The sequence below is a fragment of the Halomonas sp. CSM-2 genome (genome assembly GCF_002119345.1).
GTDB lineage: Bacteria > Pseudomonadota > Gammaproteobacteria > Pseudomonadales > Halomonadaceae > Vreelandella > Vreelandella janggokensis.
The window spans coordinates 109760-135594 of the sequence record NZ_NBYR01000004.1 but is presented as its reverse complement, the minus strand read 5'-3'; the positions used below and the strand labels follow the sequence as shown (position 1 = coordinate 135594).

Below are 25835 nucleotides of genomic sequence, written 5' to 3'. Positions count from 1 at the left end.
ATTATAGTTAAGATATCTAATCATCAGTCCCCAGCGATTGGATCAACTCCTTCAAGCTGGGGCTTTCTGTCATTGTGTCTTGATTCATGCTGTCCAGCCATTGCGCTATTATATGGAACTCTTGAGCCCGCAAGTGAAGTCGTTGCCGCTGAGAGGTCAGTGGTACTGACTCAATAAACTCTGCAGTGTCTTGATCCGCCCAAGATAATATTTGCTTGATCTCTGGAAGGCTCACACCCAGTGAACGCAGACAGTCGATGAAACGTAAGCGACCTAGGGATTCCGTTTCGAAAAGTTGGTAGCCATTGTGCGGATTACGGCGCGGTTGTAGCAGCCCCTCTCTTGTGTAGTGACGAACTGTTTCTGCCGTTACGCCGCCAGCCCGAGCCAGCTCGATGACTCGCATAATCTTGTCCTCTCTTGATCACTTTGTTTCAGCCTACAACCGTAAGGTTGCCCATAGGTCAAGAAAGCAATTGCGCCGCTGAATGAGGCATATCAGGTGCAGACGCGCTGAAATTTAAAATAAGGGCTTGACCTTAAAGCTGACTTCAAAGCTATCGTCAAAGAGCAATTTTTCATTTGGTAAAAAATTGCGTCCAACCTTGTAACCTGCCGACGTGGCAGAGTGATTCACACAGATGGGGAGTGTCATGCGTAAACGTAATACTGCGATCTTATTTACCGCCGTTATCGTTGCCAGTAGCTTCGGAGCTGGCTCGCTTCTTGCCCAAGAAGAGAATCAACAGAAGGCGATGGAAGGCAATGACATGCATAGCCAGATGATGCAAGAAGGCGGCATGCACGACATGATGGGCGATATGAGCGCCATGATGGAAAAATGTAACGCCATGATGGAAGACATGCAGCAAGGACATCAGAAAGACGACGCTTAAAGCGACTCGCAAGGGTTGCTTGTACGCAAGCAACCTTTTCTCTTGTGCAGGTAGCGTCAACCAGACCTCCTACCCTGTTAACTAACCGGATACTCAATATATGAAACATTGGAAAGCGCTAGCCATTACGTCTTTGCTGGCTTTTCCCGTATCGGGATTGGCGGCTGATATATCAGCGACTCTCTACAAAAATCCCAACTGCGGGTGTTGTGCCGAATATGCCAAGTATTTGGAACAAAACGGCTTCGACGTGGAGACGGTCGACACCCATGACCTTGTTGAAATGAAAGCCGAGTATAACGTCCCTGAAGAACTGCATGGCTGCCATACCACGGTCGTAGAAGACTATCTCTTCGAAGGGCATGTGCCTGTTGAGAGCGTGACCCAAGTGCTTGATGAAAAGCCCTCTATCATAGGGCTGAGCGTACCGGGGATGCCGCTTGGCTCACCGGGCATGTCGGGAGAAAAACGCGGCCCGCTGGAGGTCTATGCCATAGCCTCGCAACCGACCGATAGCCCCGACATTTACGCGACTCACTAAGGGGTAGTGTGGCGATGAAACTACCCATCCTGGCAGGATATCTCGTAGCCATATTGCTGATGACGGCCACACCCCTTGCCATGGCCGCCCCGTCAGAAAGCTTAGGGCCACAAGGGTTTCTTATTTGGGCCCAGCCCAAAGAGGTTTCAGAAATACATTTCGAGGATAGCGACGGCGCCCCTTTAACGTTGGCTGACTTTGAAGGAAAACTGATTCTACTCAACCTCTGGGCAACATGGTGTGGGCCTTGTCGAGAGGAAATGCCTACGTTAGATGCCCTCCAGGCTGAGCTTGGCAGCGATAATTTTGAAGTGGTCGCCTTATCGATCGACCGTAAGGGGATCGCGATTGTTAATGAATTTTATCAAGAGATCGGCATTGAGCATCTGGCTCCCTATATAGATAAAACCGGGATGGCTAGTGCAGATCTTGGGGCTGTCGGTATTCCTACGACGCTTCTACTTGACCGCCAAGGCAAAGAAATTGGGCGCCTCGTGGGGGAAGCCGAGTGGAACACTCAAGACATGATCGACTTTCTTACTGAAATGATTGCAACCAGATAATGAGGTAGCACCATGAGTTGTTGTGACGACAAAACCCAACAGAGCAAACAAAAATCGGGGTTACAAGGCCTGTTGACAGGGCCACGTGGCCTGATGTTATTGGGTGGCGTGGCAGTGGCTGGCGGCCTTGCTTTTGGCTGGGATAACCTGGTCATGCTCGGCATCGCGCCTATTCTATTGAGCCTATTGCCATGTCTTATTATGTGCGGATTAGGCCTATGCATGATGAAGTGCAAAGACAAAAAAGGTCAAGCGACCGAACAAAGCGACGCTACCAATGTTCAGGCCCGGTTAGAAGACGCTTCAGAAGTGAATGCCGGCACAGCGCCCACCACTCGCCAAATAGTAGAGCAAAGCGAGTCAATCAAGCAGCCTTCATCAAAACTCCAAGCCTAGGCGTGGGTAAAGGGTAATGCTTGAAGTAGCCAATATAGGACTGGTCACTGCCTTTCTGGCAGGCCTGATCTCGTTCATTTCGCCCTGTGTTTTGCCACTTGTGCCCGGCTATCTTTCTTTCATGACCGGCCGCTCGCTAGGGCAGTTACAGGAGGCGGATAGACGAGAGCGTCTCAGGGTGCTAACTCAGTCGATATGGTTCGTGCTCGGTTTTTCAACCGTTTTTTTGATGCTGGGAGCCAGTGCCACCGCCATTGGTCGTCTACTGTTGGTGTATCGCCAAGAGGCAAACCTGATCGGTGGCCTTATCGTTATCCTGTTTGGAGCCTTCATGACCGGGCTTATGCCATGGCGCTGGTTTCAGCAAGAATGGCGGTTTATGGGTCGACTGAAGGACGTCGGTGGAAGCCGCAGTGCGGCTTACCTACTTGGCTTAGCGTTTGCATTTGGCTGGACTCCCTGCATTGGCCCGATTCTGGGTGCCATTCTTACCGTCAGCGCGTCCACGGCCAACGCCTGGAGCGGCATGGCGTTGCTCGGTGTTTATTCTCTGGGTCTAGGCGTGCCCTTCATGCTGAGTGCTATTTCGCTTGATCGCTTCATAAAGCACCAGAAGTTCATGCGCCGCTGGGGGCGTTTCATACATATAGCGGCTGGGCTGATCATGATTCTGATGGGAAGCTTAATGATCACAGGCAAACTATCCGAGCTGTCATATTGGTTATTGCGCACCTTCCCCGCCCTAGGCGTTATCGGCTAATTATTTTTTAAGGAAATATTGAAATGCGCATCATCATCAGGTGTTTCTTGCATGTCTGCTTACGGGCAGGCTTGGCAGCAGTCAGCTTTGGCATCGCCAGTACGGCCTTGGCAACCGAAGAAGGGTTGCTTTCACTGCATTATGACGTAGCAGGCAAGCGACTGCTTAAGATTGAGGCCAACCAGCTATTCCAGCGTACCGATGAAGGTATGGCTTGGAATGCGATTACCTTGCCCGAAGACATGGCCGAAGGCCAGCTGCGAGCGGTATCGGCACCCTCCACTGATCCACAAACGCTCTATATCGCTGGCCCCTCAATTGGGGTGCAGCGTAGCACCGACAATGGAGAAACCTGGCAAGAGCTCAGCGCTAACTTACCTAGCCGTGAGGTAACTGCGCTAACCGTACATCGCCGCCAGAACGAAACACTTTATGCGGTGATTGCCGAAGACGGTATCTACCAAAGCGGAGATGCTGGCACCACCTGGAAGAAAATGGACAGTGGCCCATCACAAAAGGTTAACCGATTCATCCACTCTAATATGGACGGCAGCATGCAGACCGGCTGGCTCTACGCGGTATCGGGCGATGCGGTGCGTCTATCGATGGACTGCTTTTGCGGCTGGAGACCGACCGGAGAACTTGATGCTGGCAGCGTCTATGATGTGGCTTATGACCTTGACGGCCCAAAGCGAGTCTATGTGGCTACGCAGCAGGGCCTATGGCGTAGCGAAAATGGGGGTCAAGAGTGGCAACAAATAGATGGTGACGGCACCGTGCTGGTGACGCTTACTCTTTCACCCCAAGGCATTCTCTACGGCTTAAACCACAAAGGGGAGCTTTTGCACAGTGAAGATGAAGGCCAGTCCTGGACTTATCCCGATGCGTAAGCGCTGGTTTTTCGTTGCCCTATGGCTGGCGTTAATTGTTGTGGGGCACGCCATGGCGGAAGACCACTCCTCTTCAAGGGACACCCCTCAGTTGGAGGACGGTAAAAAAGTCTACCGACAATACTGTGCCAGTTGTCACGGTATACAAGGCGAAGGCATGCCGAATTGGGAAGAGCAAAATGCGCTAGGGGAGTTGCCAGCTCCACCGCATGGTCCAGAGGGGCATACCTGGAAACACTCGGATGCGATGCTTTATCGAATCGTCGCCGAAGGTTGGCGCGACCCATGGAATAAGACCGATAGGCTAACGATGCCTGCGTACCAGGAGATTTTGGCTCCCAGCGAAATCCGTGATGTGGTGGATTATCTCAAGACATTATGGACGCAAGAGCAACGGCACCACCAAGCAGACGAAAGTGTTGATAACACCTTTCCAATACAATCTGAGATAACCCTAGAATGATAGGCACTATAACGAGACTGAGTGGTTAAAAGTTGATAAATTAGTTTGGTACGTAAATATCCCAGGTTCCAAAAGGGCCTCCTACGTAAACCCATTCCTGAATTCAACCAATAAGTGCAGCATCAGCAATAAAGTTCAAGGAAAACATTTTCGACGTTGCTGCAGCTCCAAGATGTCGAACGCATGCAGGCCATCTATGACGCGACTCTGGACGACTAGTCAAACTGTGTGGAGCTACAAGATAAAGCATCGAGAAGGGCATCTGAAGTTTCTGGAGTTGACGACCATGCCGATCATTGTTGATGGCGAAACGCAGGGTGTTTTTGGCATTGCAAAAGATATCACTCACCAACATTAGCAAGTTGACCTACCAGACTTCGCACAACCTTCTGACCGGGCTGCCTAACCATACCGCTTTTGATGACTGCCTGAATGAAGCCTTCTCAGATGCACAACAGAACGGTAAATTGCTAGTGGTCATGCATCTTGACCTGGATGGATTTAAAACGGTCAATGACGGGTTAAGTCATCACATTGGTGATCAGCAGCAGGTAGAGGTGGCCGCTCGACTACGGCAAGTCTGGACAATGCGATACGCTGCTGCGCTTGACGGGTGATGAGTTCGCGTTGCTTTTACAGAACTCGACGACTATGACGCCGGCACCGAGGTTGCCAAGCAGGCGACGTCACCCCATCTTCAGTAGCAGCTAGGGTTAGAGTCAGAAGTAACTTTATCGTGTTTGACCACCAATTGCTCGGCATAGGCTGAAGGTGTCAGCCCTCCAAGACTCCTCTTAGGTCTTTCTTCGTTGTACTCCCGCCGCCATGCCTCGATGACAACCTGGGCGTGTTGAAGGCTGGTGAGCCAATGCTCATTTAAGCATTCATCTCGAAAGCGCCCATTGAACGATTCAATGTAGGCGTGTTGGTTGGGTTTTCCAGATTCGATTAAAAACAGGGCAACGCCACGGAGATGCTCCCTTGACAGCATGGCGTACCCACAGAACTCCTTTCCATTATCCTTACGAATGGCGCTCGGTAGGTCACGTTGTAAAGCCAGGTGATCCAGAATACGTGTTAAAAACAGTCCGCCAATGGCACGTTCAGGCACGATTGCCACGGCTTCAGGTGTAGCATCATTGACAACAGTGAGGCTTTTTATCACTCGCCCGTCTGCAGTACGGTCAAACACAAAGTTCATTGACCAGACCTGATTGGCGGCACCAGGGCTCTCGCTCAGAAGTGTGAACCTTCTTTCGCTTGCGACGCTTCACCTACAAGTGAGCTTCGGCATACAGACGCTCAACACGCTTGTGATTGACCAGCTCTCCGGCCTGACGAAGTTTCAGATGCCCCATAGCGAAAATGCCCGCCAAGATGCGTTCACGTAAGCCCTGGCTGCGGTCTGGCATTCGCTGATAGCGTAAGGCGCTGGCACTCATGCGGATGACACGCAGTGCTCGTCGCTCACTGAGGCCACGTGACATCGTAAAGCGCACGACGTCTCGGCGTGCAAGAGCACTCACCACTTTTTTCTCAGCGCCTCGCGAGTGATCTCCATTTCCAGAAGCGACTCAGCGAGCAGCTTTTACAAACGTCCATTTTCGGCTTCGAGTTCTTTGAGTTGCTTGGCATCGGGCACGCTCATGCCGCCAAACTTGCTAAGCCAGAAATAGTAACTGGCTTCTGAGAAGCCGTGCCGACGGCATAGCTCCTTGATGGGCAGCCCTGCCTCGGCTTCGCCCAGGAAGCCAATGATCTGTTCTTCACTGAAACGCTTCTTCATGTCCAATCTCCTTACGTAGGATCGGACTCTATAGTGTAGCGCTACTCAATCTGGGGTTAACGTTGAGACTCTATGAATCGGTAGACGCTTCCACTGTTAAACCTTATCGATTCAATATCTTGCTAGATCAATTTGATCAGAACGCCCCCGGAAAGTTTCGATATACAAGCATGGCAGCTGACAAATCACCGAACTTACCCACCAAAGAAGAAATTTGGGAAGTGGTACAGTCGATGGTCGATCCAGGCTCTCAGAGGGCAGGCATATAAAAGCCGTTAACGAATATAGCGGCTGGGAGTTGACATTTAATGTACATTTGGTCGGATTATGTACACCTCAACCCATGTCAACGCTGTATTAATGCAAACCATCCTGAACGTCAGACAGGGTGGTACATATAGCTAGTTTGTACACCCACTTTCGCTTAGGTGTAGTTTGGTCATGCATTCGATCATTACATTGTCACCAAGTGCTTTCGCGGCACGCCCAGCGGCCAATTTGCCTCGACGGCCTGGCTTTCGGATGCCAAGCCTGTTCCCCACCCACTTAATGATCGGTTAATGCACTGCTTTCATGCCATTTTACTGCAGCCGGAAGGCGACCAGCCAAGCGAACTATTCAGGCACTCGGCCCGAATGGATAAACAACTTGGCCAGCTGTACTACAGCCGCCCCGAAGAACTCTGCGCCCGCGCCTTTGAAGCCTTTGTACAGGACGCCGCGATCACCAACCATTTCTTGGTCAAGGGCAGCAAGGCTTCGCCGGAAGCCGAAAAGGGGCTTTACCCTGAAGGCGAGCAGCGCGAACGAATCAATCGGCTATTTGGCGACTATTTCTCGACATTAGGCAAAGCGCTGCAACGAGAGCTCTAAACCTCTTCTCCACTCAGGCGTTTAAAGCCCCTGAGCGCCGCGCCGTAACCAGTTATGTACAAAGGCCAGCTTATGGCGCGCGTGCTCCGAGAGTACAAACGGATAAAGGTCCGATAACCCCATAGAGCGATTGATGTGGTTGACACCCACGGTCACGGAGGCGGCAATGTGGATCAACTGACCGGCGTCAGGCTCCGAATACGGATCCCAACCAGCGCTGGGTATTTGCGGCGACGACAGGCCTGTGGCAACAAAACTGTCGGCAATATCGGTGAGATGAAGCAAATGTGCCGCCGTTTCGGCCCAGTCCTCGTGGGGGTGCGCAGAAGCGTAACTTGTCAGGTAATGCTGTTTCCACTCCGATGGCGGGCCATTTTCGTAGTGGTAACGCAACGCGGCTGGATAATCGATCCGCTCGTCGCCGAACATGGCGCGGAAGGCATCCAGAAAATCCTCACGCAGGCTCAACCGCCACCACAGCATGTGGGCAATTTCATGGCGCATATGGCCAATCATGGTCCGGTAAGGCTCTTCCAACGCTTCTCTACGCGTGGTGAGCAACACAGGGTCCATCTCCGCAACGCTGATGGTCACCACACCCTGCGCATGCCCCATGGGAACAGGGGTAGGGCCTTCAGCAAGCAGATGAAACACAGGCCGTGCCCCTGGATCTTCCGGCCGGAACCAGTGCCAGCGCCCCAGATTATCCAATACCCAGCGCTTGGCTGCTTCAGTCTGCGCCCAGTTGGGGATGGCATCGGGGATGGAAGGGTCAGGTGCCAGCGCCGTCATGGCGCAGGACCGGCAAAACGCCCCCTCCTCTGGCGCAATCCAGTTGCAACCGATTCTTTCCCGGTTGGCACAAAAGGGAGGCATCGGTACAAACGCCCGTGCCTGGGGATCATAACCGACAGGGGTGCCGTCTGCGGTGCTGAGATTGTCGAACCAGAGATTCCCCGTTCCGACGGGATTGGCGAAAACACGCATAAGATGACGACTCCGAAATGAACATTACGACCATCTTGCGCGCCCAGGCGGCTCCCCCACAAGTGGCTGGACATAAATAGCGGTTGATCCGCCTCTGTATCACCAAGTTATCCCCTGCCAAGGGGTCATGAGAGAGGGTGTCAGATCATTCCAGCCGGGTGACGGGCTGGTGGTCAGGGTCGATATACCATGGCAGGCTTAGGCGAGTATTACGTTCCAGCTCAGCAATCACCTGGGCACCCAGCAATAAAATGATCGCGCCAATTTCAAGGCTGAGCAGCACAATCACCAGTGTCGCCAGAGAGCCGTAAACGGCGTTGACCAAAGAAAGGTGCGTGAAATAGTAGACCAGCAACAGCCGTACGCCTTCCCATAAAAGCGCTGCAACAAAACCGCCAACCACCGCGCGCCTCAAGGCGATGCGCACAACCGGAAGTATCTTGTAGATGGCACTGAATAACAGGAAAACACCGACAAAGCTGATCAGGTTAAGCACCGGCTCTGAAAATTGAGCCAGCGGCAGCTCCCGCTCGAAGATTGCCAGCACCATCGTATTGAGCGAACTCGCCAGGGTCACGACCAGCGTTAACGCCATCAATCCTGCCCCGAGCACCAGCATGAAGGCATATGGCAGCATCACGGACACCCAGGCACTACGCTTGATATGTGGCGTCTCTGGCGCATGGAAAATAATCGCCAGCGCATCCTCGAGCATTCGAAAAGCAAACGAGCTGAAGAGCAGCATGATCGGAAAACCGAAAATGCCGATCACATCGCGAGAATCCAGTATCCCTCTTACAGCTTCCAGCAAAACCTCAGCATTGGCAGGCGTTAAATGGCGTGCCTGTAAGGCCAACACATTGAGAAGATGCTGCTCGTCCACGACTTGCGCTAGCAACACAACCAGCAAAGCAAACAGCGGCACGATGGACAGCAGGACGTTGTACCCCACCCCTCCTGCTAACAGGATGCCGCGGTTCTTCAGAAAATTGCACAATACTCGCCAAGCAAAGTGCAACAACCTGGGTAGCAGAAGAACGACAGCACTGAGTAATGTGCGATTTCGAGCCATTGGTTGCCATTCTCCTTGTACGCTAAGGCCATGATACGCCTATGGCGCTACCTGCGTGCAAGGATGGCAGAAAATAGGGGGTGGCGTATTTAATGAAGATAGCTGTCTGAAGATAAACTGAAGTGCAGACAACAAAAAAGCCCGCTGAAAGTAGTTCAGCGGGCTTTTTTTAATAATCTTGGCGGAGGAGGAGGGATTCGAACCCTCGAAGCCTTTCGACTTACACACTTTCCAGGCGTGCTCCTTCGACCACTCGGACACTCCTCCGCATTGTTTGCTCTTTTGAGACCAGCGATGCTTTTCCCAACAGAACGGCGCGTATTCTATGGCCTAAGCTGCGAAATAGCAAGCCATTTTCAGATCAGGCCTCGGGAAGAACCACGTAGCTGCCGGTCGCCTCCAGGCACAGCGTGTTACCGCAATAGAGCTTTTGATCCAGCGTAATGCGCCCTCTACCGCGTTGCTGAAGCTTGTCGGCAAGCATTACAGGGCCTTGGGAATCATGCGGACTACATACCATGCGGTAATCTGCCGTCACCGGCGCATGGAAGCGCTGGCTCGATTCGGCGACGACCACATCTTGCGCTCTGCCCTGCGCGCGCAGCCATAACGTTACCCAGCACCAGCCCAGTAGTGTCGCTTGAGCGGTGAGCGCTCCACCAAAACCGGTGCCTTTATCATTCAGGCTGGGCTTTAACGACAGTTGCCAGGTAAGCGTGTCACCCTGGCGATCCATCTGCATGATGCCCAGCGCGCCAACCATGGGAATTGCCTCGCCGAGCCACTGCTGAAAGGCAACAAGATCATCCGACCCTTCGGTTAACGGTAGCCGTGGGTAAGCGACACCGGCTTCTCGGCTGCTTGCCATGGCTAACTCCAGCGTTCGACAAAGTCATCAGTTTGATGCTCAGGAAGCGGCTTGTGGCGACCAGCGGGGGTTCCCAGATAAATAAACGCAACGACCTCGTCGTCGTCTTCCAGGCTCAACCCCTTGTGCACCACGGGGTCAAAGGCATACTTGCCGCTACGCCACATGGCCCCCAAACCCAGCGCATGAGCCGCCAGCAGAATACCGTGGGCCGCGCAGCCGGCGGAGATCACCTGCTCCATCTTGGGCACTTTGGCAATATCCGGCGTCACCTTGGCGATCACGGCAATGATCATCGGCGCCCGCAGTGGTTTTTTGCGCGCCGAGTCAAGCACGGAATCCTTGGCATGCGGGTCTTCCTGGAACTCGGCCTCGGCAAACAGCTCACCCAGGCGTTCACGCCCTTCCCCGCTGAATTCGATAAACCGCCAGGGGCGCAGCTCTTTATGGTCAGGGGCACGCAGCGCAGCCCGGTAGATTGCGCCAAGCTGCTCGGCATTGGGCGCGGGCTCGTTCAGCTTGCCCATGGAGCTACGTTCGTGCAGCAGCGTAAGTGCGTCCATGATGACTCCGTCGGTTCAATGAGATGAGCGCTACTTTAGCGCAATCATTTATTGTCTTGCCAGACGCAGCGGGCTGGGCGGCGAAAGCCCAGGCGTGGCACGCCAGGGGCTGATGTCCAACCCTCCGCGCCGCACATAGCGCGCCAGGACCAATAGTTCAGTGGGCTTGGTACGCTGCATCAGGTCGGTAAAAATATGCTCAACGCAATGTTCGTGAAAGTCCTGATGCTGACGATAGCCGATCAAATAGCGCAATAGCCCCTCGCGCTCGACCTGCGGACCTTTATAGCGAATCATGACGCTGCCCCAATCCGGCTGACCGGTCACCGGGCAGTTGGATTTTAAAAGGTGCGAGTACAGTGTTTCTTCCACCACCTGATCACCTGCCTTCAAATGGTCAGCACTCGGGGTGTAATCGCTTACCTCGATATCCAACGCATCCAGGCACTCCCCCGGAAGCTGCCGAGGCGCCAAGGTGTCGGCGTCAACATCAAAAAGCTCGACGCTAACCGGCGCATTCGCTGCGTCTGCTAAATCCCGAGTTAATGTCGCAATGACTTCGTCTCGATGGGCAAAGCGAGTCTGATTAAAGCTGTTGAGGTATAGCTTCCAGGATTTTGACTCAATCAGATTGGGTGAGTCAGCGGGCAAACGAAAGCGTGCAACAGCCACCACCGGCTTGCCGCGCCCGTTCAGCCAGGACACCTCAAACGCATGCCACTCGTCCTCACCGACAAACGGCAGCCTGCCCTCGACAATGCCCAACGGGGCTCGATTGGCCGCACGGGGAATCGGATACAAAAGGTCAGGATCATAGGCGTCTGGATAAACAGATTCGCGCCCCAACGGTGCCTCTATCAGTGTTTCGGGTCGATGCGACATGACTTAACTCCGGATTCCTTTACCACGTTCCAACATGCGAAGCGCTACGACAAACAGCACGACAATGAAGCCCAGCACGGCAGCCAAGGCCCAGCCAACCGGGATATCCGACACACCCAGGAAGCCATAGCGGAAGACATTCACCATGTACAGAATCGGGTTGAGCATCGACACGCCCTGCCAGAAATCGGGCAGCATGGAAATCGAGTAAAACACTCCCCCCAGGTAGGTCAGCGGCGTGAGGATAAAGGTCGGCACGATGGAAATGTCGTCGAATTTATTGGCCAGCAGCGCGTTGATAAAACCACCGATGGAAAACAGCGCCGACGTCAGCACCACCACCAGCACGGTCAGAAACGGATGCTCGACGGTCAGGCGAGTAAAAAACAGCGAAACAATGGTCACAATCAGCCCGACGCCAAGACCACGGGCCATACCGCCAAAAATGAAACCGGATAAGATGACCCAGTTAGGCATCGGCGAGACCATCATCTCTTCAATCGAACGCTGGAACTTGTTCGAGAAGAAGCTGGAGGCGACGTTGGAATAGCTGTTGGTGATCACCGACATCATGATCAGCCCGGGAACAATAAAGTCCATGTACGTGAAGCCGTCCATCGCCCCAATGCGCGAGCCGATCAGATTGCCAAAGATAATGAAGTACATGGCCATAGTGATAGAGGGTGGCAACAAGGTTTGCGGCCATATCCGCGTAAAGCGCTTGATCTCCTTGAGTACCAGCGTCCACAGGGCGATGAGCGTTTGACTGGCGTTCATACCCGCGCCTCCTGTGCTTGAGGCTGCTCTGCCCGTTGATCGATCGCGCTCTGACCGCCTTCCACCATCGACACAAACATTTCCTCCAGGCGGTTGGCGCGGTTGCGCATGGAGACAACCTGCAAGCCCTGCTCGGTTAATGCACCAAACACATCGTTGAGTCGCTGGCCACGATGGATCACCAATGATAGCTGCGAGGCTTCCACTCGCTGGATATCAAATCCCTCCACCACGGGGGTATCACTGACAGGGACAGCAAGGTCCAACAGAAAGGTCTCCCGACTCAGTTCGGTGAGCAACTCCCGCACACTGGTGTTACGGACGATTTCGCCGTGATTAATGATCGCGATATTGCGGCACAGGCTCTCGGCCTCCTCCAGGTAATGCGTCGTCAGAATGATGGTAGTGCCTTCGTCACGATTAATGCGGCGCATGTACTCCCACATGCTACGGCGTAGCTCGATATCCACGCCCGCGGTCGGCTCGTCAAGGATCAGCAATTTAGGTCGGTGCATCAAGGCACGCGCAATCATCAAGCGGCGTTTCATGCCGCCGGACAGCATGCGTGCGCTACCATTGCGCTTGTCCCACAGCCCCAGATCGGTCAACAGCTGCTCGGCGCGAGGCAGCGCCTCACGACGCGTCATGCCGTAGTAGCCCGCTTGCGCCAGCACGATATCGAGCACTTTTTCGAACTGGTTAAAATTAAACTCTTGCGGTACCACGCCGATCTGGTATTTCGCTTTAGAGAAGTCTTTATCGATATCGATACCAAAGACCGATACCTTTCCCTGGGTCTTCTGCACCAGCGAACAAACCACGCCCAAGGTAGTAGACTTGCCTGCGCCATTGGGGCCCAGGAGCGCAAAAAAGTCGCCCTGCTGGACGTCGAGATCAATACCTTTTAACGCTTGAAAGCCGTTACCGTACTCTTTGGTAAGGCCACGTATCGACAATGCCGGTTCGGCCATAAACATGTCCTGTCAGCAAAAATAAGGAAATCATCACATGCGTAAACATTAGATATTAGGGCGCAAACTATTTTTTCAAACAGTTCTGTCCCGGAAGGCTATAAACAACTGAAGAGAAGGAAAGTAGAGATGGGTGCGCTTGGAGCGGGAAAGGAGATCGATCGGACTGGCGCTCCAGCTCACGACCCTAGGCAGTATGCCCTATCTAAGTATGCGCTTGGAGCGGGAAAGGAGATTCGAACTCCCGACCCTCGCCTTGGCAAGGCGATGCTCTACCACTGAGCTATTCCCGCAACGCAAAAGACAAGTACGAGATGGCGTCCCATAGGGGGTTCGAACCCCTGTTACCGCCGTGAAAGGGCGGTGTCCTGGACCACTAGACGAATGGGACACTGTGCAAGCATAAAATTAATTGGAGCGGGAAAGGAGATTCGAACTCCCGACCCTCGCCTTGGCAAGGCGATGCTCTACCACTGAGCTATTCCCGCTTTATAACCCTACGCCTAACGCATTCTCGCTATCGGATGGCGTCCCATAGGGGGTTCGAACCCCTGTTACCGCCGTGAAAGGGCGGTGTCCTGGACCACTAGACGAATGGGACGCAATTGGAGCGGGAAAGGAGATTCGACCGGGCTGGCGTTCCAGCTCACGACCCTCGTCTGCTTTACCACACACCTAATTGGAGCGGGAAAGGAGATTCGAACTCCCGACCCTCGCCTTGGCAAGGCGATGCTCTACCACTGAGCTATTCCCGCACTCCGATACCTTAACGATTTAGTTGGCGTCCCATAGGGGGTTCGAACCCCTGTTACCGCCGTGAAAGGGCGGTGTCCTGGACCACTAGACGAATGGGACGTCGCAATGCCTCGTCGAGGTGGCGCGTATGTTACTCACCCCTTATTGAACTGTCAAGCATTCCCGGCCCAATCGCCCTTCCCGACTCGGCAGCGTCACTTCCATCACCGCAGGCACATAGCCGCCTCAAGGTGGTGCACAAAGCATGACGCGGCGCGCCAGCTGAGTGCAACGGCCACCACGGTAGCGGTAAGCGACAGCCGATAAACACTGTAAAAATCTTTTATTTAAAATAAAATCGATTTTATGGCATGGCGTTTGCTAACACCTTGGTGGGACAAATTTGATTTCTCCACCGCCAAGAGGTGACTCATGACCTTTACACGCCGCAAGTTTCTTACGACCGCCGCTGTCTCTTCCACTGCAGGATTGGTATTGGGAGCTCCCAGCATTGCGCGAGCACAATCGTCCGAAACCTTTAACTGGCGCATGACCAATGCCTACGGGCCAGGCTCTCCGTTTTATGTCGAGGGACCCGGCAGCCCCACCGATGTCATCGAAAAAATCAACACCATGTCGGGTGGTCGCCTCAATATTCAACACTTTGCCGCGGGTGAACTGATCCCGGCGCTCGAGGGGTTTGAAGCGGTACAGAGCGGCACTATCCAAATGAATGCGGCCAACAGCTATTTCTGGTCAGGCACGACCTTTGCCGCTCAGTATTTCACCACCGTGCCATTCGGCATGAGCTTTATGGGCCATATGGCCTGGCTTTATCACGGCGGCGGCCTCGAGCTTTGGCACGAGCTTTACGAGCCGTATGGCATGGTCGCCTTCCCGCTGAATAACACTGGCGTACAAATGACCGGCTGGTTCCGTGAACCAATTGAAGACATCAGCCAGCTTGATGGCCTGCGCATGCGCGTTCCCGGCCTGGCCGGCAAGGTCTACTCTTCCCTCGGTGTCGATGCCCGCGTATTACCCGGTGGTGAGATTTTCCCGGCGCTGGAACGCGGCGTGATTGACGCCGCCGAATTCGTCGGCCCTTTCCAGGACCGCCGTATGGGACTTCAAGACGCTGCGAAATACTATTACACCACCGGCTGGCACGAACCCTCCACCACCGGTGAGCTACTGATTTCCAAATCCCACTGGGACAGTCTGCCAGCAGATCTGCAGATGATTGTTCGCTCGGCGTGCATGGCCGCCTGCCTGGAAAGCCTGACTTGGTCGGAAGCCGTGAACGGTGAAGCCATGACCGACCTGGTCGATAATCACGGGGTCATCGCCAATCAACTGCCAGAATCAATCGTCAATGCACTGCGCGAAGCCACGCTGGATACGCTGCAAACCGAAGCCAACGCCGATCCGGCGGTACGCAAAATCCACGACAGCTACATGGCCTTCAAGGCTCAACATGACCGCTGGGCAGGTGCCAGTGAACGCGCTTGGCTAAGCGATATCATCGGAGTGTGATATGCGAGCGGTAGAAAAGGTAGTTAATAGCATAGAGGTGCTGGTCCGGCTATTTGGCCGGATCGCCGCCTGGACCTGTGTGTTGCTGGTAGCACTGGTCTCCGGTGATGTAATACTGCGTTACCTGTTCGACTTCGGAGCCCTATGGCTGCAAGAGCTGCAGTGGCACTTGATATCGCCCATTGCCCTGTTCGGCATGGCGTATTTGCTACTTAACGACGAACAGGTTCGGGTAGACGTTTTTTACGAGCACTTCCCGGTGCTCGTAAAACGTACTATCGAGGTGTTCGGCGGACTCACGCTGCTGGTTATGGGCTTGTATATCGCCTGGCTGACGCTTCCCTGGGTCGCGCAATCGTTTGGCCGCGGCGAGGGGTCACCCAATCCTGGTGGCCTGCCCTACCGCTGGGTTTTAAAGGCCTTTCTTCCCTTTGGCTTCACCCTGCTTGCGCTGCAGGGACTGGCCCATGCACTGCGCAATGCGTTCGCACTCCCCGCACAAGGTGACTAACCGATGTCTTTAAATGAATGGCTGGCGATCGGCATGATCGGGGCTTTTTTCGTCATGCTACTGATCGGCATTCCGGTGGCGATCAGCATTGCAACGACCGCCTTTGTCTTTGGTTTTATCGGCTTTGGTCCGATGCTTTTCAACCTGCTTCCGTCGCGTATCTACGGCGTGGTAACCAACTACACCTTCATGGCTATCCCGCTGTTCGTTTTCATGGGTGTGATGCTCGAAAAGTCGAAACTTGCCGCCGAACTGATCGATGTAGTCGGTCACTTGTTCGGTAATGTATCGGGCGGAATGGGTGTGGCGATTATTTTTGTCGGTGTCCTGCTTGGTGCGGCCACGGGCATCGTCGGCGCCACCATCGTGACGCTCGGCCTGCTCACCTTGCCGACACTGCTGCGTCGCGGCTACCCCAAGGCACTTGCCAGCGGGATGATATGCGCCTCTGGCACGCTGGGGCAGATTATCCCTCCAAGCCTTGTGCTCATTCTACTGGCAGAGATCCTGGGTGAGTCGGTGGGCACTATGTTCGCTGCCGCCATGATGCCTGGATTGACCCTGGCAGCGGTGTACATCATTGCCATTCTTGCGCTCGCCGCCTGGAAACCCCATCTAATGCCACCGATCCCTGCCGAAGAGCGTGCCCAAATGGGCAAGGCGCAATTGTTACGCAAGGTCATACTGGTGGTAGGCCCGCCGGTAGGCTTGGTCGTTGCCGTGCTTGGCTCGATCATCGGCGGCATTGCCGCGCCCACTGAAGCCGCCGCCATGGGCGCCCTGGGCGCCCTGGTATTTGTTGCCAGCTCCGGGCGGCTTAGCCTTGACCTACTGACAGAGGTCGCGAAGGCAACGCTGATCATCTCATCCATGGTGTTCTTTATCCTGATCAGCGCGCAGGTATTCGGCCTGGCGTTTCGTGGTCTTGGCGGCGAGCACCTGGTAGCGCGTATGTTCGAGTGGGTACCCGGCGGTGAGATAGGTGCACTGCTCTTCATGCTACTGCTGATGTTTGTGCTCGGTTTCTTTCTCGAGTGGATCGAAATCAGCTATATCGCCCTGCCGTTGTTCTTGCCCTTTTTTATCCAGATGGGCGTTGACATGGTGTGGCTGGGCATTCTGGTGGGGCTGGTGCTGCAAACCTCGTTTTTAACGCCGCCCTTCGGCTGGTCACTGTTTTTCCTCAAAGGCGTCGCCCCCAAAGGCGTCACCACGCTGGATATCTATCTCGGCGTGCTACCGTTTATCGCTTTACAGTTTCTCGCCATTGCCATGGTGATACTATTTCCGGGTATTGCCACGTGGCTGCCTGCCGCCATTGGCTGGTAAACCTCAGGCTCAATAATAAAAGGACAGCTTATGCTCCATACGCAACGTAGCTTCAGCGGCAGCTGTGTCGCTCCGCACCACCTCGCCGCCAGTGCCGGTCGAGACGTACTCAAGCAGGGGGGCAACGCCGTGGAAGCCATGGTCGCGGCCGCGGCCACCATCGCCGTGGTCTATCCGCACATGAATGCTCTTGGCGGTGATGGCTTCTGGTTAATCCATGAGCCTGGCAAGGCACCGGTGGCCATTGATGCCTGCGGCCCAGCTGCGGGGTTGGCCAATGCGGATTTCTATGCCGGTGACACGCAGATTCCCGAACGCGGTCCTAAAGCAGCCCTCACCATGGGAGGCACGGTAAGCGGCTGGCAGGAGGCGCTAGCGGTTGCCGCCGACTGGGGAAAACCTCTACCGCTGACAACGCTGCTGGCCGATGCCATTGGTCATGCACAAAAAGGCGTCGCGGTTTCCAAGAGCCAGGAAACGCTGACTGCCAAGCACCTGGAGCGCTTATCACAAAGCCCTGGGTTCAGCGAGGCACTTCTGGTCGATGGTCAAGCGCCCAGAGAAGGCGACCGGCTTCGCCAGCCGCGTTTGGCCGCGACGCTGGAACGACTGGCCACGGCCGGTCTGGATGATTTTTATCGCGGTAAGTTGGCCGAAAGCATGGCCCGGGATTTGGAGATGCTGGGTAGCCCGCTGCGTTTGCAGGACTTCCACGAGTATCGCGCCCAGCGCGTGACACCCCTGGAAGTAGGCCTCACCGACGCCACCTTGTATAACCTCCCTGCCCCTACCCAGGGGGTGGCGTCGCTGATGATCCTCGCCATTTACGAGCGCATCAAAGCCACCGAACCCAATGGCTTTGGTCACTTGCACGGCCTCATTGAAGCCACCAAGCGCGCCTTCATGCTGCGTGACCAATACGTCACGGACCCGGCGCGGGTCCCCACCTCGCTTCAAGGGTTACTCAGCGACGAACGCATTGCCGCTGAGGCTGCCCAGATCGACTCATCCAAAGCACTGCCCTGGCCCCACGATCCAGCGCCAGGCGATACCGTCTGGATGGGCGCGGTAGATAGCGAGGGTCGAGCAGTCAGCTTCATACAAAGCATCTACTGGGAGTTTGGCAGCGGCGTTGTCCTGCCGGAAAGCGGCGTGCTATGGCAGAACCGCGGTATCAGCTTCTCGCTTGACCCGGAATCGCTTCGTGGACTGGCCCCTGGGCGCAAGCCTTTCCATACGCTTAACCCAGCGATGGCCCGGTTTAACGATGGCCGTACCATGGTCTACGGCACCATGGGCGGTGAGGGTCAGCCGCAATCGCAAGCCGCGGTCTTCTCGCGCTACGCGTTTCACCACATACCGTTGCAGCAGGCGGTTACCGCACCACGTTGGCTCCTGGGCCGTACTTGGGGCGAATCGAGCATGAACTTAAAACTCGAGGATCGCTTTGACGCCAAACTGGTGGCAGCGCTCAAGGCGGCTGGGCATGATGTCGAAGTGCTCGATGAGCCGTTCAGCGACACCATGGGACATGCGGGAGGTATCGTTCATCACCCTGACGGGCTGATTGAAAGCGCTCACGACCCGCGTAGTAACGGTGGCGCGGCCAGCGTTTGATGGCTTGGCTGGCGATTTTTGCCGATATTGCGCATCCTGAACTCAAGCAGGCCAGGCACTGTCATTGACGATAGTGCCCTTGGCGATAAAGTCCTTTACGATAGTGATACGCTATCCTGAGTCAGGAAGCGGGAGAGGAGACCCCCATGGCAAAAATCGAAAAATCCCCGGATCAATGGCAAGAAAAACTCACGCCGGAGCAGTATCGCGTCACTCGTGAAAAAGGCACTGAGCGGCCGTTTACCGGGGACTACCAAGTCAGAGAGGTGCAAGGTATCTACCATTGCGTTTGCTGCCATGCCCCTCTATTCGAGAACGAACACAAGTTTGATGCAGGCTGCGGCTGGCCAAGCTTTGACCGTCCGCTTGGCACCCGCTGCGTCGAAGAGCATCAGGACACTACACATGGCATGGTGCGCACCGAAGTGGTGTGTTCCCACTGCGATGCGCATCTTGGCCACGTATTCCCCGATGGCCCCCCCGAGAGTACCGGCTTGCGCTACTGTATCAACTCGGTAGCCCTTGAGTTTCATCCCGACGAATAGATGTTACCCATTGCGCCCACCATGTGGCGGGCGCAATGATCTGCGCGCACCCTAGCGTTAGAACTCATCCCATTGATCAGCAGTTTCAGTCGCCACCTCGCGCGCTTTCGTCGATGAAGAATGGCTGGGTAATGCCTTGGCGGTTTTCTGAGTGGCTTGATTCATTCTTTCCAGATGTGCGCGAGCTATTTTGATGCTCTCTTCCTGAGCCCCTTCCAGGCGGAATGCGTCCACCACGTTAGCCAACTCGAAAGCTTCCAGGGACAGGTTATCCGCCGACGCGGCAATCGACTGCACCTTGGTGGCGTTTTGCTGGGTGACGTTATCCATTTCAGCAATCGCCGAATTGATTTCCCCAATTCCGCTACTCTGCTCACTGGATGCCGTGCTGATTGACTCCATCAGCTCGCTTACCTGGTTGACCTGGCGCATAACGGCGTCGATCGCTTTCTCGGCCTCCTCCACGGCGCTTCTCCCGCCGGTGACTTCCTGAGTGGTGCTGTCGATCATGCGACGAATTTCCTGGGCGGCTTCAGCGCTTCGCCCGGCAAGGTTACGTACCTCACTGGCCACCACCGCAAACCCTCGACCATGCTCGCCAGCCCTGGCGGCTTCCACAGAGGCATTCAAGGCAAGAATATTGGTCTGGAAGGCGATGCCGTCAATCACGCTGATCATTTCGGTCATTTTTTCAGCACTTTGAGCAATCCGCTGCATACGCTCAACCAGCTGCTGCATCTGCTCGCTGGTTTGCTGGGTGCTGTGCGAGTTCTGTACGGCCAATTCGCTCGCCTTGCGGGCATTGTCGGTATTCTGCTGCACGGTCGAAGTCATTTCTTCCATGCTCGAGGCCGTTTCCTGCAGCGACGATGCCTGCTGCTCAGTACGCGACGCCAGTTCCTCATTTTCGGCGGCAATCTGCTGAATGGCTGGGGTAACCACCGAGACACGGTTTTCAACGTCACCCACAATACCTGACAGGCTAAAACGCATCGTGTCGAGCGAGTACAGAAGCTCACCTAGCTCATCACCGGTTTGGCGACGCTCTCGGGCCGCCAGGTTGCCCGCGGCAATCTGGAAGGTCACGTAGCGCGCGCCGGCCAAGCTACGCAGCACCGATTTCAGAATCAGCACGCTCAAGCCGATCATGACCGCCGCGCCCAGCCCCATCAGCACCAGCTGGGCAATCATCATCTGCTGGCGGCCCTGGTCGGCCTCCGCCAGCATCTCGGCAGCAAAGGTTCGTTCGCTTTCAACCAGTTGGCTGACCTCGGCTTGCAACGTTTGCGTGCCGGGCTTGACGATATCGTTGAAGGCGACAAAGGCGTCGTAGCTCTCCTTCTCGACCAGGGCGGTCACCGCCTGATCGACCCCGTCGCTCCAGTTGCCGAGCGCTGAGCCAAAGGACTGCAGTGCCTGGCTGTCGGGATCTTCATCGGCGCGGTATTCGTCCCAGCGCGCCTCGATCCTTTCCCGTTTTGTGCCGACCGACGCGGCCAGTTCATCGGCGTCCACGGCGCGCGGATTGAGCACGGCGGGATCCAGCTCATCCACTACCTGCCCGGCGGCCTGTTCGATTCCCTGCAGGCTAGCGACGTCATCCAGTCCCGAGCGGCTCAGGGTATCCAGGCGATCTCCGGAGACCATCAATCCGTAAATACCCAGTCCACCAGCAATCCCTATCAGCGCCACGGACGCCAGCACCATGCCGATCAGCTTTGCGCGCAGGCTGGTGAGCTTGAAGCGCGAGACGATGCCGATAACCCCCTTGCGTCGAAGCTCACCGCGTACCAGGGTGTAGTGCCTGGATTTGCCTTTCTCACGCATCTCGGCGTAGACCTTTTCCGCCTTGGCAACGGCCTTGGGACTCGCCTTTCGGCGTACCGATGTATACCCCACGATACGGTCACCGTCACGCAGTGGAGCAAGCGTGGCATGCACCCAGTAATGATCACCGTTTTTACGGCGGTTCTTGACCAGGCCCTGCCAGGTAGTGCCTGCCTGCAGGGTTTTCCATAAATTCGCAAAGGCCGCTTCGGGCATATCCGGGTGTCGAATTAAATTATGCGGCGCGCCAATCAACTCATCGCGGGAGTAACCACTTACTTCAACAAACGTCGGGTTCGCATAGGTCACGTTGCCTTTCAAGTCCGAGCGCGATATCAGCACGGTCTCTTCAGTTAATGGGTATTCTTGCTGCGTGACGGGTTGGTTGTTGCGCATAGTGATCCCTGTGAAGAATGTATTTTTTCTAAGAAGCTTTTATGTATATCGACCTTGAGCGTAAAAACTAAATAGTGACCTACAAAGAAAAAACGCTATCCGAGAGGATAGCGTTTAAAGGTTATACAGGACTAAACGTTAATGGCCAGAAAGGCTAATTTAACGATGATAATCGTTAGCAGTGTCATCAATTAAGCAAGTCAATGACTAATTCGCTTAATGAGCTATTTGAATACAACCTTGGCCACATCACGATAGCGATTGGCAAAGTGCACTGTCATGCCTTCTCTAAGGTAATCGGGCAGCTCTTCATAATCACGCCGGTTTGCCTCCGGCAGGATGACTTCAAAGATGTCACTGCGGCGCGCCGCAATCACTTTTTCGCGAATCCCGCCCACAGGCAGTACCTGGCCGGTGAGCGTCAGCTCACCCGTCATGGCCAGAGGACGGTCAATAGCCTGATGCCTGGCCAGTGACAGCAGCGCCGTGGTCATGCTGACCCCCGCCGAGGGACCATCTTTGGGCGTGGCACCTTCCGGCACGTGCAAGTGTACAAAGGCAGAGTCGAAAAAGTCGCTATCGGCGCCGTATTCCTGCAGATGGCCAAGCGTATAGCTGTAGGCAATATTGGCAGACTCCTGCATCACATCGCCAAGTTTGCCGGTAAGCTTGAAGCCACGATCCAGAGAATGAACCTTGCCCGCTTCGATGGGCAAAGTGGCACCACCCATTGCCGTCCAGGCAAGACCGGTAACCACGCCCTCACCTTTGAGGACTTTTTCCTTGCGGAAGATGGGCGCGCCCAGGAATTCCTCGAGGTTCTTCACCGACACCTTGACGGTCTCAACGTCGTCTTCCAGCAGCTTGACGGCTGCCTTGCGCACGATGCGGTGCAGCTGTTTCTCCAGCTGACGCACCCCCGCTTCCCGGGCGTAGCCCTCAATCACCTGCTTTAGAGCGGCGTCACTGAGCTGAATACGCTTTTTGGGCAGGTTGTCGCGCTTGAGCAGCTTGGGCCAGAGGTGATGCTTGGCTATCGCCAGCTTTTCCTCGGCAATGTAGCCCGACAGACGAATTTGCTCCATGCGATCCAGCAGCGCACTCGGTATGGAATCCAGGGTATTGGCCGTACACACGAACAGCACCTTGGAGAGATCCATACGGACATCCAGATAGTGGTCGAGGAAATCGACGTTCTGCTCCGGGTCGAGTACCTCGAGCAACGCAGATGCCGGATCCCCTTGGAAAGACTGGCCCAGCTTGTCGATTTCATCCAGCATGATCACCGGATTCTCGACTTCGACTTCCTTGAACGACTGAACCAGCTTGCCGGGCATCGCGCCCACGTAGGTACGGCGGTGTCCCTTGATCTCGGCCTCATCGCGCATGCCGCCGACGGAAAAGCGATAGAACTGACGACCCAGCGCTTCGGCAATCGAACGCCCAACAGAGGTTTTACCCACGCCAGGCGGGCCTACCAGCAGCAGAATCGAGCCGCCAACATCGCCCTTGAAGGACCCTTCGGCGAGGAATTCGACAATCCGTTCCTTGACGTCTTTCAAGCCGTCGTGATCACGGTCCAGGACTTGTCTGGCATGATTCAGATCCAACTGGTCAGGACTGGTCACGCCCCATGGCAGCGACGTCAGCCAGTCAAGATAATTGCGTGTCGTGCCGTACTCAGGCGAACCGGTTTCCAGTACGCTGAGCTTGTCCAGTTCATCGTCGATCCGCGACTGGACCCGCTCGGGCACCACCAGCGATTCCAGGCGGGCGCGGAAGGTATCGACATCGTTTTCACGGTCGTCCTTGGAAATACCCAATTCGCGCTGGATCACCTTGAGCTGCTCGCGGAGGAAAAACTCACGCTGACGCTCCTGCATCTGCGCGTTGACCTGCTCGCTGATTTCGCTTTGCAGCTGTGCAACGTCAATCTCCTTGCGCAGCAGTGGCAGTACCTTCTGCATGCGCTCAGCAACATCCAGCGTCGACAGCACATCCTGAAGCTCCGGACCCTTGGCAGAGGTAATCGCCGCGGCAAAGTCGGTCAGCGGACCGGGTTCGTGCGGGCTGAAACGGTTCAGGTAGTGCTTGAGCTCTTCGCCGTACAGCGGATTAATGGGCAGCAATTCCTTGATCCCATTAATAATCGCCATCGCATAAGCGCGGGTTTCTTCGTTTTCTGCATCCACCGGCTCTTTGGGGTAACTCACTTCAACCAGGTAAGGCGGCGTGCTGGATAGCCAACGCTGAATCTTGAAGCGCTGCACACCCCGGGCGATAAACTGGATCTGCTGATCCTCACCCTTCATCTTGTGAACTTTGACCGCCGTGCCAATGGTCGGAAAGCCTTCACTATCCAGGGAGTCGATACCCTGCTCACCCACATAAGCAACCCCTACAGTCTGGTGCGGGGTATTACCCACCCGGCGCATGGTCTCTTCCCAGCGTTCACGATTGATGACCAGCGGTTGCACCTGGGCGGGAAAGAAGGGCCGATTATGGATCGGTAGCAGATAGATACGTTCGGGAAGCATGTCACTGGCGGGCACCATTGAGTTGACACGCTCACCGTCTGATCGGAATTGGTCGTCCTCACCCTGCGAGGTCGGATCGTTGTCGTCCTGCACGTTAAAGTGGTCGTCTCGGTCAAATTCCTGGTCGCTCATGAACCCTCCAATCAACACCTGCCGGTGGCGATTGCCGCTCGGCTTTGTGATGGAAATGCGGGCACATCAGACAAACTTCAACCGTTGACGCTCAGGGCCATAGATTGGGCATTGGACGACCATTGACGCGCCACTGGCCACGCACCACGTCGAACGCCAGTTCCTGAGTACCCAACGGCAGCCCCAACCAGAGGGCCGCGACGGTCGGGGCATCGTGCCAGGTAAAGTCCCCGTCGATACGCTCACGCCAACGCGCCTGCTCTTCAGGCTCATCCAGCTTGGTGATGTCCAACTTGTCCAGCTGGCGGTTGTCAAAGAACAGCGCGCCATCGGCATCCAATCGAATCCCCAGCAGCGGACTGTCGACAGCGATGGTCGAGACATCCAACCGCGGTGAATCGCTTAACAGCTGACGCAAGTCGGGCTGGAGGCGAGTCAGGGTTCCCTCCGCCAAGGGTAAGCGGGCATCGCCCCATGCGGCTTCCTGGCGCAGTTGACGTATGGTATCGCGCACCGCATCGGCATTGATCCGGGAAAGCTCCATTTCCATATGGCCGTTTTGCAGTAACGGCGTGTCCGGCGCTTCGGAAGGCACCCTGACCTCGCCAATATGCAGTTCTCCTTTCACGCGCAACTCCTGCTCGTCGAGCATCATCCGGCTACTGACATCAAGCGGGGCTATTTGCACATCAAAAGCAGGGTAGGACAGCGCCACATTCTCGATATGTAGAGAATCGTACTGGGTAAAGTGGTAGGCGTCTTCGGTGTAGGTGTAGCGGCTCTCCAACGTCGAGGGCCCGACACGCAGCTCGGCCGGCCCATCGGTAATGGTCAGTTGATCCATCAGCGCCCGTAGCCGCCAATCGCCGTAAACGCCCTCCAGGCGCAGCCGACCACCGCGCACGGCTAATTCCCTGCCGTTTTGCTGAATAACGAAGGGAGCAAGCGCCAGACGCAGTTCGCTGTGACCGCTCAATGTGTGGTAAGTGCCTTGCCAACGCGGTACGGAAGGCGCAGATACCTCCCCCAACGCTTGCTGAAGGACGGTATCGAGGCGGGGCAAAAGCGTGCCTTCCACGTCGGTGCTTAAAAGACCGTGACGGGCCGTGTAGCTAAGCTCCAGTCGCCAGGGCCGCCCGAGCAAAGGCGAAAGAACCAATCGGCCTTGTGAGGTTAACCATCCCTGATCGCTTTCAGTACGCGTCACCCGCCACTCACCGCGGGCGGCCAGGTCATCCAGCGCCTGACGCAGGCTGCGCTCGAACAACACGCTTGAAAGCAGCTGTGCCGCTACCCATAGCACGGCTATTACCGCCAGAACGGGGACAATCAAACGTTCCTTGCGCATGGCATCTCCCTTGAGCCAAACGCGCCAACGGGCAG

26 protein-coding genes, 7 tRNA genes and 1 pseudogene are annotated in these 25835 nt (G+C 55.4%); 15 read left to right on the top strand and 19 right to left on the bottom strand.

What is annotated here, in order from left to right; genetic code table 11:
* Positions 1 to 16: 16 nt before the first annotated feature.
* A complete protein-coding gene (locus B7L15_RS04495) occupies positions 17 to 406 on the bottom strand; it encodes a MerR family transcriptional regulator (RefSeq protein WP_085917809.1) in 390 nt (129 codons plus the stop codon).
* A gap of 247 nt (positions 407 to 653) precedes the next feature.
* Between B7L15_RS04495 and B7L15_RS04490 the strand changes: the two genes are divergently transcribed.
* From B7L15_RS04490 to B7L15_RS04455, 9 genes are all read left to right on the top strand, one after another.
* Positions 654 to 896 carry a hypothetical protein gene (locus B7L15_RS04490; protein WP_254902848.1) on the top strand — a complete coding sequence of 81 codons (243 nt, stop codon included), beginning with the start codon at positions 654 to 656 and terminating at the stop codon, positions 894 to 896.
* Between the two features lie 100 nt (positions 897 to 996).
* Complete coding sequence (locus tag B7L15_RS04485) at positions 997 to 1437, top strand: DUF411 domain-containing protein (RefSeq protein WP_085917807.1); 441 nt, start codon at positions 997 to 999, stop codon at positions 1435 to 1437.
* 14 nt (positions 1438 to 1451) lie between these two features.
* A complete protein-coding gene (locus B7L15_RS04480) occupies positions 1452 to 2000 on the top strand; it encodes a TlpA family protein disulfide reductase (RefSeq protein WP_176243633.1) in 549 nt (182 codons plus the stop codon).
* A gap of 12 nt (positions 2001 to 2012) precedes the next feature.
* Positions 2013 to 2396: a hypothetical protein gene (locus B7L15_RS04475; protein ID WP_085917806.1), complete on the top strand. Its 384-nt coding sequence runs from the start codon at positions 2013 to 2015 to the stop codon at positions 2394 to 2396.
* 16 nt (positions 2397 to 2412) lie between these two features.
* Positions 2413 to 3156, top strand: coding sequence for a cytochrome c biogenesis CcdA family protein (locus B7L15_RS04470; RefSeq protein WP_085917805.1), 744 nt, complete (start codon positions 2413 to 2415; stop codon positions 3154 to 3156).
* 23 nt (positions 3157 to 3179) lie between these two features.
* Positions 3180 to 4046, top strand: coding sequence for a WD40/YVTN/BNR-like repeat-containing protein (locus B7L15_RS04465; protein WP_085917804.1), 867 nt, complete (start codon positions 3180 to 3182; stop codon positions 4044 to 4046).
* Complete coding sequence (locus B7L15_RS04460) at positions 4039 to 4509, top strand: c-type cytochrome (protein ID WP_085917803.1); 471 nt, start codon at positions 4039 to 4041, stop codon at positions 4507 to 4509. The genes B7L15_RS04465 and B7L15_RS04460 overlap by 8 nt, the downstream gene beginning before the upstream one ends.
* Before the next feature lie 172 nt (positions 4510 to 4681).
* Entirely contained in the window at positions 4682 to 4867 is a 186-nt protein-coding gene (locus tag B7L15_RS19960; protein WP_139839347.1) for a PAS domain-containing protein, read from the top strand.
* The gene (locus B7L15_RS04455; RefSeq protein WP_176243632.1) at positions 4833 to 5126 is read left to right on the top strand and encodes a diguanylate cyclase domain-containing protein; all 294 of its coding nucleotides are present in this window, start codon (positions 4833 to 4835) and stop codon (positions 5124 to 5126) included. Before B7L15_RS19960 ends, B7L15_RS04455 begins: the two co-directional genes overlap by 35 nt.
* Before the next feature lie 80 nt (positions 5127 to 5206).
* Here the strand turns inward: B7L15_RS04455 and B7L15_RS04450 are convergent.
* A pseudogene (locus B7L15_RS04450) lies at positions 5207 to 6295 on the bottom strand (IS3 family transposase).
* Positions 6296 to 6855: 560 nt separating this feature from the next.
* Here B7L15_RS04450 and B7L15_RS04445 point away from each other — a divergent pair.
* The gene (locus tag B7L15_RS04445; protein ID WP_369596843.1) at positions 6856 to 7167 is read left to right on the top strand and encodes an LPD1 domain-containing protein; all 312 of its coding nucleotides are present in this window, start codon (positions 6856 to 6858) and stop codon (positions 7165 to 7167) included.
* Positions 7168 to 7188: 21 nt separating this feature from the next.
* Here B7L15_RS04445 and B7L15_RS04440 read toward each other — a convergent pair whose 3' ends face one another.
* The 14 genes from B7L15_RS04440 to B7L15_RS04375 form a co-directional block, all read right to left on the bottom strand.
* A complete protein-coding gene (locus B7L15_RS04440; protein ID WP_085917801.1) occupies positions 7189 to 8154 on the bottom strand; it encodes a zinc-binding metallopeptidase family protein in 966 nt (321 codons plus the stop codon).
* A gap of 145 nt (positions 8155 to 8299) precedes the next feature.
* Positions 8300 to 9226, bottom strand: coding sequence for a YihY/virulence factor BrkB family protein (locus tag B7L15_RS04435; RefSeq protein WP_085917800.1), 927 nt, complete (start codon positions 9224 to 9226; stop codon positions 8300 to 8302).
* A 179-nt stretch (positions 9227 to 9405) separates the two neighbouring features.
* Positions 9406 to 9493: transfer RNA gene (locus tag B7L15_RS04430), tRNA-Ser, on the bottom strand.
* Between the two features lie 94 nt (positions 9494 to 9587).
* On the bottom strand, positions 9588 to 10094 hold the full coding sequence (locus tag B7L15_RS04425) for a YiiD C-terminal domain-containing protein (protein WP_085917799.1): 507 nt from the start codon (positions 10092 to 10094) through the stop codon (positions 9588 to 9590).
* A 2-nt stretch (positions 10095 to 10096) separates the two neighbouring features.
* Positions 10097 to 10657: a nitroreductase family protein gene (locus tag B7L15_RS04420; RefSeq protein ID WP_085917798.1), complete on the bottom strand. Its 561-nt coding sequence runs from the start codon at positions 10655 to 10657 to the stop codon at positions 10097 to 10099.
* Positions 10658 to 10705: 48 nt separating this feature from the next.
* On the bottom strand, positions 10706 to 11539 hold the full coding sequence (queF, locus tag B7L15_RS04415; protein ID WP_085917797.1) for an NADPH-dependent 7-cyano-7-deazaguanine reductase QueF: 834 nt from the start codon (positions 11537 to 11539) through the stop codon (positions 10706 to 10708).
* 3 nt (positions 11540 to 11542) lie between these two features.
* On the bottom strand, positions 11543 to 12316 hold the full coding sequence (locus tag B7L15_RS04410; protein WP_085917796.1) for an ABC transporter permease: 774 nt from the start codon (positions 12314 to 12316) through the stop codon (positions 11543 to 11545).
* Positions 12313 to 13287 (bottom strand): ABC transporter ATP-binding protein, encoded by a 975-nt coding sequence (locus B7L15_RS04405; RefSeq protein WP_085917795.1) that lies wholly within the window; start codon positions 13285 to 13287, stop codon positions 12313 to 12315. Before B7L15_RS04405 ends, B7L15_RS04410 begins: the two co-directional genes overlap by 4 nt.
* A 218-nt stretch (positions 13288 to 13505) precedes the next feature.
* Positions 13506 to 13580 (bottom strand) — tRNA-Gly (locus B7L15_RS04400).
* Positions 13581 to 13602: 22 nt separating this feature from the next.
* Positions 13603 to 13678 (bottom strand) — tRNA-Glu (locus tag B7L15_RS04395).
* Positions 13679 to 13700: 22 nt separating this feature from the next.
* Positions 13701 to 13775 (bottom strand) — tRNA-Gly (locus B7L15_RS04390).
* A 37-nt stretch (positions 13776 to 13812) separates the two neighbouring features.
* A tRNA-Glu gene (locus tag B7L15_RS04385) sits at positions 13813 to 13888 on the bottom strand.
* A 79-nt stretch (positions 13889 to 13967) separates the two neighbouring features.
* Positions 13968 to 14042 (bottom strand) — tRNA-Gly (locus B7L15_RS04380).
* A 24-nt stretch (positions 14043 to 14066) separates the two neighbouring features.
* Positions 14067 to 14142 (bottom strand) — tRNA-Glu (locus tag B7L15_RS04375).
* A 312-nt stretch (positions 14143 to 14454) separates the two neighbouring features.
* Here B7L15_RS04375 and B7L15_RS04370 point away from each other — a divergent pair.
* The 5 genes from B7L15_RS04370 to msrB all read left to right on the top strand — a co-directional run bounded on the left by B7L15_RS04370 (position 14455) and on the right by msrB (position 19560).
* The gene (locus tag B7L15_RS04370; protein ID WP_066317930.1) at positions 14455 to 15558 is read left to right on the top strand and encodes a TRAP transporter substrate-binding protein; all 1104 of its coding nucleotides are present in this window, start codon (positions 14455 to 14457) and stop codon (positions 15556 to 15558) included.
* A gap of 1 nt (position 15559) precedes the next feature.
* A complete protein-coding gene (locus B7L15_RS04365) occupies positions 15560 to 16069 on the top strand; it encodes a TRAP transporter small permease subunit (RefSeq protein WP_085917794.1) in 510 nt (169 codons plus the stop codon).
* A gap of 3 nt (positions 16070 to 16072) precedes the next feature.
* Positions 16073 to 17398 carry a TRAP transporter large permease gene (locus tag B7L15_RS04360; protein WP_085917793.1) on the top strand — a complete coding sequence of 442 codons (1326 nt, stop codon included), beginning with the start codon at positions 16073 to 16075 and terminating at the stop codon, positions 17396 to 17398.
* Positions 17399 to 17428: 30 nt separating this feature from the next.
* Positions 17429 to 19015 (top strand): gamma-glutamyltransferase family protein, encoded by a 1587-nt coding sequence (locus B7L15_RS04355; protein ID WP_085917792.1) that lies wholly within the window; start codon positions 17429 to 17431, stop codon positions 19013 to 19015.
* A gap of 146 nt (positions 19016 to 19161) precedes the next feature.
* Complete coding sequence (gene msrB / locus B7L15_RS04350) at positions 19162 to 19560, top strand: peptide-methionine (R)-S-oxide reductase MsrB (RefSeq protein ID WP_085917791.1); 399 nt, start codon at positions 19162 to 19164, stop codon at positions 19558 to 19560.
* Positions 19561 to 19617: 57 nt separating this feature from the next.
* Here msrB and B7L15_RS04345 read toward each other — a convergent pair whose 3' ends face one another.
* The 3 genes from B7L15_RS04345 to B7L15_RS04335 all read right to left on the bottom strand — a co-directional run bounded on the left by B7L15_RS04345 (position 19618) and on the right by B7L15_RS04335 (position 25800).
* Positions 19618 to 21783, bottom strand: coding sequence for a methyl-accepting chemotaxis protein (locus tag B7L15_RS04345; RefSeq protein ID WP_085917790.1), 2166 nt, complete (start codon positions 21781 to 21783; stop codon positions 19618 to 19620).
* Positions 21784 to 22007: 224 nt separating this feature from the next.
* Positions 22008 to 24452, bottom strand: coding sequence for an endopeptidase La (lon, locus tag B7L15_RS04340; RefSeq protein ID WP_085917789.1), 2445 nt, complete (start codon positions 24450 to 24452; stop codon positions 22008 to 22010).
* A 91-nt stretch (positions 24453 to 24543) separates the two neighbouring features.
* On the bottom strand, positions 24544 to 25800 hold the full coding sequence (locus B7L15_RS04335) for a DUF945 family protein (protein WP_085917788.1): 1257 nt from the start codon (positions 25798 to 25800) through the stop codon (positions 24544 to 24546).
* Positions 25801 to 25835 lie beyond the last annotated feature (35 nt).

What these genes read in the sequence shown, in the direction of transcription:
- B7L15_RS04360 (WP_085917793.1), top strand. Translation starts at nt 16,073, where the DNA reads ATGTCTTTAAATGAATGGCTGGCGATCGGCATGATCGGGGCTTTTTTC.
- B7L15_RS04435 (WP_085917800.1), bottom strand. Translation starts at nt 9,226, where the DNA reads ATGGCTCGAAATCGCACATTACTCAGTGCTGTCGTTCTTCTGCTACCC.
- B7L15_RS04470 (WP_085917805.1), top strand. Translation starts at nt 2,413, where the DNA reads ATGCTTGAAGTAGCCAATATAGGACTGGTCACTGCCTTTCTGGCAGGC.
- B7L15_RS04465 (WP_085917804.1), top strand. Translation starts at nt 3,180, where the DNA reads ATGCGCATCATCATCAGGTGTTTCTTGCATGTCTGCTTACGGGCAGGC.
- B7L15_RS04370 (WP_066317930.1), top strand. Translation starts at nt 14,455, where the DNA reads ATGACCTTTACACGCCGCAAGTTTCTTACGACCGCCGCTGTCTCTTCC.
- B7L15_RS04405 (WP_085917795.1), bottom strand. Translation starts at nt 13,287, where the DNA reads ATGGCCGAACCGGCATTGTCGATACGTGGCCTTACCAAAGAGTACGGT.
- B7L15_RS04410 (WP_085917796.1), bottom strand. Translation starts at nt 12,316, where the DNA reads ATGAACGCCAGTCAAACGCTCATCGCCCTGTGGACGCTGGTACTCAAG.
- lon (WP_085917789.1), bottom strand. Translation starts at nt 24,452, where the DNA reads ATGAGCGACCAGGAATTTGACCGAGACGACCACTTTAACGTGCAGGAC.
- B7L15_RS04495 (WP_085917809.1), bottom strand. Translation starts at nt 406, where the DNA reads ATGCGAGTCATCGAGCTGGCTCGGGCTGGCGGCGTAACGGCAGAAACA.
- B7L15_RS04345 (WP_085917790.1), bottom strand. Translation starts at nt 21,783, where the DNA reads ATGCGCAACAACCAACCCGTCACGCAGCAAGAATACCCATTAACTGAA.
- B7L15_RS04485 (WP_085917807.1), top strand. Translation starts at nt 997, where the DNA reads ATGAAACATTGGAAAGCGCTAGCCATTACGTCTTTGCTGGCTTTTCCC.
- B7L15_RS04475 (WP_085917806.1), top strand. Translation starts at nt 2,013, where the DNA reads ATGAGTTGTTGTGACGACAAAACCCAACAGAGCAAACAAAAATCGGGG.
- B7L15_RS04445 (WP_369596843.1), top strand. Translation starts at nt 6,856, where the DNA reads ATGCACTGCTTTCATGCCATTTTACTGCAGCCGGAAGGCGACCAGCCA.
- B7L15_RS04490 (WP_254902848.1), top strand. Translation starts at nt 654, where the DNA reads ATGCGTAAACGTAATACTGCGATCTTATTTACCGCCGTTATCGTTGCC.
- B7L15_RS04480 (WP_176243633.1), top strand. Translation starts at nt 1,452, where the DNA reads ATGAAACTACCCATCCTGGCAGGATATCTCGTAGCCATATTGCTGATG.
- B7L15_RS04365 (WP_085917794.1), top strand. Translation starts at nt 15,560, where the DNA reads ATGCGAGCGGTAGAAAAGGTAGTTAATAGCATAGAGGTGCTGGTCCGG.
- B7L15_RS04355 (WP_085917792.1), top strand. Translation starts at nt 17,429, where the DNA reads ATGCTCCATACGCAACGTAGCTTCAGCGGCAGCTGTGTCGCTCCGCAC.
- B7L15_RS04440 (WP_085917801.1), bottom strand. Translation starts at nt 8,154, where the DNA reads ATGCGTGTTTTCGCCAATCCCGTCGGAACGGGGAATCTCTGGTTCGAC.
- B7L15_RS04420 (WP_085917798.1), bottom strand. Translation starts at nt 10,657, where the DNA reads ATGGACGCACTTACGCTGCTGCACGAACGTAGCTCCATGGGCAAGCTG.
- B7L15_RS04335 (WP_085917788.1), bottom strand. Translation starts at nt 25,800, where the DNA reads ATGCGCAAGGAACGTTTGATTGTCCCCGTTCTGGCGGTAATAGCCGTG.
- B7L15_RS19960 (WP_139839347.1), top strand. Translation starts at nt 4,682, where the DNA reads ATGTCGAACGCATGCAGGCCATCTATGACGCGACTCTGGACGACTAGT.
- B7L15_RS04460 (WP_085917803.1), top strand. Translation starts at nt 4,039, where the DNA reads ATGCGTAAGCGCTGGTTTTTCGTTGCCCTATGGCTGGCGTTAATTGTT.
- msrB (WP_085917791.1), top strand. Translation starts at nt 19,162, where the DNA reads ATGGCAAAAATCGAAAAATCCCCGGATCAATGGCAAGAAAAACTCACG.
- queF (WP_085917797.1), bottom strand. Translation starts at nt 11,539, where the DNA reads ATGTCGCATCGACCCGAAACACTGATAGAGGCACCGTTGGGGCGCGAA.
- B7L15_RS04425 (WP_085917799.1), bottom strand. Translation starts at nt 10,094, where the DNA reads ATGGCAAGCAGCCGAGAAGCCGGTGTCGCTTACCCACGGCTACCGTTA.